This is a genomic window from Knoellia sinensis KCTC 19936, assembly GCF_000768705.1.
Lineage (GTDB): Bacteria > Actinomycetota > Actinomycetes > Actinomycetales > Dermatophilaceae > Knoellia > Knoellia sinensis.
In genome coordinates this window covers 1-5,088 of record NZ_AVPJ01000037.1, presented here as the reverse complement: position 1 = coordinate 5,088, position 5,088 = coordinate 1, and the positions used below count along the sequence as shown (strand labels likewise).

At 67.4% G+C, this 5,088-nt stretch carries 2 protein-coding genes; one reads left to right on the top strand and one right to left on the bottom strand.

Translation table 11 applies throughout. The annotated features are described in order from the left end of the window. The first annotated feature begins 79 nt into the window (after positions 1-79). The gene (locus N802_RS18980; protein WP_035919579.1) at positions 80-2,389 is read left to right on the top strand and encodes a HelD family protein; all 2,310 of its coding nucleotides are present in this window, start codon (positions 80-82) and stop codon (positions 2,387-2,389) included. A 27-nt stretch (positions 2,390-2,416) separates the two neighbouring features. Here N802_RS18980 and mobF read toward each other — a convergent pair. After that, a partial coding sequence (mobF, locus tag N802_RS18975) for a MobF family relaxase (RefSeq protein WP_052110178.1) occupies positions 2,417-5,088 on the bottom strand: 2,672 nt, incomplete at its 5' end.

The window sequence follows — 5,088 nt, the reverse complement described above, 5'->3', positions numbered from 1 at the left end:
CCAACTCCTACACCCCCGATTGGGATGAGCCGGCTAACGTGCCACGAGTTGCCGATCTGGAAGAACCCCGGGGAAGAAAATGCCGACGAATGAACTGGTGCTCAAGCGCGAGCAAGCACATTTTGACGACGCATGGCTCGCACGAGAAGCGACACGAGCGACCCTGTCAGATGCAGGATCCGCGTCAGGCGGCCCAAGGAAGGTCGCGGCGGCGGTCAAGAATGCAGCCGACGAGCGGCTCCAACGGTTGGGTGGCAGCGATGACGCTGTTGCGTTCGGTCGCGTGGATGTGGGTGACGACGTCCTGTACATCGGCAACCACGCCATCACCAACGACGACTTCGACCTGCTCGTCGTCAACTGGCAAGCACCGGCAGCTCGACCGTACTTCGAGGCCACGTTCGCAAACCCCCTTGGAGCCACTCTCCGGCGCACGTTCCAGTGCGAGCGAAACACCATCCAGGGCTTCGACGACGTCGTGTTCGAGGACCTCGCCCGTCGCGTGGCCCAACTGGACGCCTCGGCCGAAGAAGTCTGGGGAATCAATGATGCGCTCCTGAGCGACCTTGAAGCCGGGCGCAGCGGTGAGATGCGCGAGATCGTGCAGACGATTCACCACGCGCAGTACGCATTGATCCGGTCCGAGATGGACCAACTGCTGGTCATCCAAGGAGGGCCCGGCACCGGCAAGACGGCAGTCGCCCTTCATCGGGTCTCCTGGCTTCTGTACAACCACGCACCCGACCTCCTGCCGCAGGACGTCATGGTTGTGGGGCCTAGTGACACGTTCACGAGGTACATCCGCAGCGTGCTTCCGGGCCTTGGGGATGACAACGTCGTTTACCGAGATCTGAGGTCCCTAGGCCCCCAGAAGTCGACGGGCCGCAACGAAGGCACCTCGATCAGGCGACTCAAGGGCGAGCTCCGGATGGCGTCGCTGCTCCACACCGCTTTATGGCAACGCGTCCGCGTCCCCGACCGCATGAAGACTCTGCAGGTGGGAAGCGGATTCAGTGCCGTGAGCTTCTCCCGTGAGGAGATCGAGGCAGAGTTGCCCAACCACGTCGGCAAAGGCTCATACACCGTTGGGCGCGCCTCGTTCCGCAACTTCCTGCAACGGGAGGTCGAGGCACGCAACCCACGTGGTCCCGGTGCCACCGCACCTGTTCTCGACGCCGCGGTTGAACGCGTCTGGCCATCGCTCAGCGCTGTCGCATTCTTGCGCGACCTCTTCGGTTCGCGCGACCGACTCCTCGCAGCCGCAGGCGACCGCTTCACCGGCACCGAGATCGGCCGACTGTTTCGGCAAGCGTCCGACAAGGTCGCCGACGAGCAGTGGTCGGACGTGGACGTCGCACTTCTGGACGAGGCAGAGGAACTGCTCAACGGGCGTCCCAGTGCGCGCTATCGACACATCGTTGTGGACGAGGCGCAAGACCTATCGCCCATGCAACTACGGTCGATCCGACGGAGGTCTGAGTCCGGATCCATGACCGTCGTGGGCGATCTAGCCCAATCGACTGGACCCTGGGCCAGAGAATCCTGGGACGACATCACGACCATTCTTGCCAGCGACCTGCCCGCACAGCTGGAACAGCTGGAGCTCGGCTATCGAGTCCCCCGACAGGTCTACGAGTTCGCTGCTCAACTGCTCCCGTACATCGCTCCCGGCCTCAAGCCGCCCACAGTCGTGCGCGATGGCCCTGCCGACCCCGAGCTGGTTGAGGTCGACGAGTTCGACGTGGCCGGGCCTGCGCTCGCCGCCGCACGCAGTCATGCAGGAAGTGGTCGATTCGTCGGCCTCATCTGCCCAGACCGTCACCGCCGAAGGCTTGAAGAAGAGCTCGTAGCCCACGACGTCAAGTGGGCCAACGTGGGCTCTGGAAACCTGGACAGCTCCATCAACGTCGCACGCCCCTCCGAGTCGAAGGGTTTGGAGTTCGACGCGGTTGTCGTCGTCGACCCGGAGGCAATCGTTGGCGAGTCCGACTGGGGCCTCCGCCATCTCTACGTTGCATTGACGCGCACAACGAAGTACCTCACGGTCCTGCACACAGGCGTCGCCCTGCCCCTGCCTACTGAACAAGCATCAGATGCCTTGATCGAGCTGGCGGAGGTTCGTGGGCTCGAGCAAGCCGCCCTGTTCGACGCGCCGCCGCCCGCCCGTGTAACCGAGCGCACCCCACGAGACCCTTCTGCGGAGAGCTCCCGTCCCAACGCCAGAGCGGCGTCGCGCACGGGGTCCACATCGACGAGCAGCCTGAACGTGGTAATTGCCAAGCGAGCCGCTGAGGCGCTGGCGGCCGACCTCAGGGAAGCTGTGGCGCCGCATCTTTGGGAAGCCGTGATTAGCGAGTTGAGGGAGGAACTGGGACTCGGCGACAGCTGACGAGTGTGCGCTCATTCACCATTTCCGTCACAGGTCACGACTTTGCCTCGCAACCAGCGCTGCGGCACCTTGGGCTTCGATGCGCCATGGGGTGGAAGCCGCGGCTTCCTCCACGCGGCGCGTTTCGGTGGCGGAGAGGTCGGCGCCGCTGGTGGTGATCGCGGTCTGCAGAATCTCGCCTGGGTCGGCGTGTACGTCTTCACCGTGGCTGGTCGCGGTGTCAGGCTCGAAGGCCGTGTCGACGTAGAGCCGGTTCGACTCACGCCCTCGCGTCGCCATCACGTACAGCGGTTCGCGCACCGTCGTCGCGGTCACGTACGCGTGTGCAGTGTCCACCGTCCGCCCCTGCGCGCGGTGCGCGGTCGTGGCGTAGCCGAGCTCGAGGTTCTCCGCCACGTAGTCCCCCGGCAGCACCACCACCGCTCCGCCGCCAGCCCGCCTCACCCTCGTCGACCCGTCGTCGCCGATGGCCTGCACGACCCAGTCGTCGCCGTTCTTGACCCACCCGCTCCCGGTCACGAGGGCCCGGCGGTTGAGCCGTGTCACGACCACATCGCCGACCCCAACGAGGGTCCCGTCACCGAGCCGGACACCCTCCCCAGCGACCTCACCCGCAGCAACTCGATGTGCGCGAGCCCTCGCGTTCAGCTCCGACACCGTCTCAGCATCGGCGGCGAGCATCAGCGAACTCCGCCCCGCGTGCGCGTCCTCGCGCCACCCCTCGAAGATCAGGTCGACCATGTCCTGGCGCGACCCAGACTCGACGCGTCCCTTCGCCGCGTACGTCGCCGCGACCGACGCCCGCCCCCGCCGCAGGTCGAGACTCGCGGCGCGCTCCCACTCGTTCCGGAACCGGCGCACGTCATGCAGTTCCGGCGCGTCCCTTCGCGCATCGGCCAGCAACTTGAACGCTCCCCCAGCCTGCACCGGCGACAGCTGCGCCCAGTCCCCCACCAGCAGCACCTTCGCCCCCGCAGCCGTGGCCGCGCCCGCGATCCGGTCCAGGTCGAACGTGCCCGCCATCGACGCCTCGTCCACGATCACCAATTGCCCCGGACGAAGAGCCCATCGTTCGTATGCCGTCCGCGCCGCAGCCGCTTCCGCCTCCAGTCGACGCGTGGCAGGTGAGGGGTACGCGCGAGCCAGACGGACGGCATACGCATCGGCTTTGGCCTTGAGTTCGGGGAGGCGATCCTGCTCGCTGATCCACTTGGCCGTGTTCTCGGTGGGGACGCCGACTGCGTCGGCGAGGACCTCGGCGGCTGCGGCTGAGGGGGCGAGGCCGACGACGGATCCGGGGCCGTGAGCGGCTTCCCACGCGGCTCGGACTCCGGCCATGGCGGTGGACTTCCCTGTGCCGGCGGCGCCGATGAGGAGGTCGACGCGCCGGCCGGATGTGGCGGTCGCGATGACCGCGGCGGCCTGCTCAGGCGACAGGGTGTGGCTGCGTCCCGGGAGCGGCTGGTCGGTGACTGCTGATGCGAAGGTGACGGGAACGACTGGTGCGTCCTCGGCTGCGGCGAGGTCGAGGAGTCGGGCTTCGGCGTCGAGGAGTTCTTGGGTGGCGAAGAGTTCGCTGTCGCGGGCGACGAACTTGGTGGTGCCGTCGGCGCGGCGGAGTTCGTCGGGGACGCGGCCGACGTCGGGTGGGGTGAGCTGGACGGCGAGTTCGGTGGCGTAGGTGGCGGTCTTGCCGGCCACGGTGGTGCGGTCTGTGGGGGTGGCGAAGCGGACGCCGTGGAGTTCGCGGAGCGCTTCGGCGAAGAGGTTGGCTCGGGTGAACGTGGCTCGCTTGTCGGCGACCTTGGCGAGAACGATCTTGGCTGCGTCGCGAAGGATCGCGTCGTCGAGGTCTTCGGCGGAGCGGAGCGCGGGTGGGGCGTCTCGGGTGAGGCTGGTTGCCCAGGCTTCGGGCTGGTTGCCGATGTGGTCGCGCGCGCGTTCCTGCCACTCGGCGATGAGGTCTCGCAGCGGGCGGACATGCTTGTCCTCGCGCGTGGTGAGGGTGGCGTGCTGACGCAGGTGGATGACTTCGCGGGCGGTGGGTTCGCGGCCGTGGGAGGCCGTGAAGGTCGCGACGAGGTCGTCTTTGGCGGCATCGATCGCGGTCGTGCGCTGGGAGAAGTGGTCGCGCAGGGTCTTGGGAACGCCCTCGACCTCCCACTTGGGTTCGGCGGAGCGGCGGCGCTTCTCGGGTGTCCAGGTCCAGCCGAGACCAGCGGTGAGCTGGTCTGCGAGGACGCCGTTGTAGAGCTCGGACATGCCGACCGCAGCGCGGAAGAGGGCCTTGGAGTCGAGGGTGCGCCACTTGCCGTCGCTGACGGCCTGGACGCGGTTGAGGACCACGACGTGGGTGTGCAGTTGGGGGTCGCCGGCGCGGGAGTCCCAGTGGTCGAACGCGGCGGCGATGATGCCCCGAATGTCCTCTTGGACAACGCCTCCCTTGCCGAGCCGGGTCGCGAACACCTGGGACTCGCCGTAGGCAATGACGGCCTCGAGGGCGCGGCGGTGGGCGGCGTAAATACGGGCGCGCGTGGCGTCGTCGGCCAGCGCCCAGGCGACGCTGACGGACTTGGGCGCCGAGAAGGTGAGGTCGAATCCGGCGACGGTCTTGGGGGCCTTGCGGGTGCGGCCGAATCGATCGATGACTGTGGCGGGTTGGGTGCGTGGGATCTGGCCGAGGGGCTCGCCGGTGACGG

What these genes read in the sequence shown, in the direction of transcription:
- N802_RS18980 (WP_035919579.1), top strand. Translation starts at nt 80, where the DNA reads ATGCCGACGAATGAACTGGTGCTCAAGCGCGAGCAAGCACATTTTGAC.